This window comes from Psychrobacter sp. AOP5-GZ1-6, from assembly GCF_052376345.1.
GTDB lineage: Bacteria > Pseudomonadota > Gammaproteobacteria > Pseudomonadales > Moraxellaceae > Psychrobacter.
Window position 1 is genome coordinate 1 of record NZ_JBQSVP010000401.1, and the last position, 258, is coordinate 258.

1 protein-coding gene is annotated in these 258 nt (G+C 43.8%); it reads right to left on the reverse strand.

Annotated elements, in window-relative coordinates; genetic code table 11:
- Positions 1 to 258 (reverse strand): integrase core domain-containing protein (locus ACT3RN_RS16365; RefSeq protein ID WP_444518911.1); only part of this gene is annotated, 258 nt, incomplete at both ends.

Consider the following 258-nt stretch of genomic DNA (forward strand, 5'->3'; position numbering starts at 1 on the left):
TCATTAAAACGGTGTGGTCTCACTGACTGATAATAGCCCCAAATATAATCAATAATGGCAGTCCGAGCTTCAGCAATATTCTCATAACCGCCCTTTGGCATCCATTCTGTTTTAAAGCTCCTGAAGAACCTTTCAGTTGGCGCGTTGTCCCAACAGTTACCTTTTCGGCTCATGCTCTGCTTCATGCCATTACAACTTGCCACAGATTCAGCAAACTTCTTGCTAGTGTAATGGGTGCCTTGATCAGAGTGAAACAAC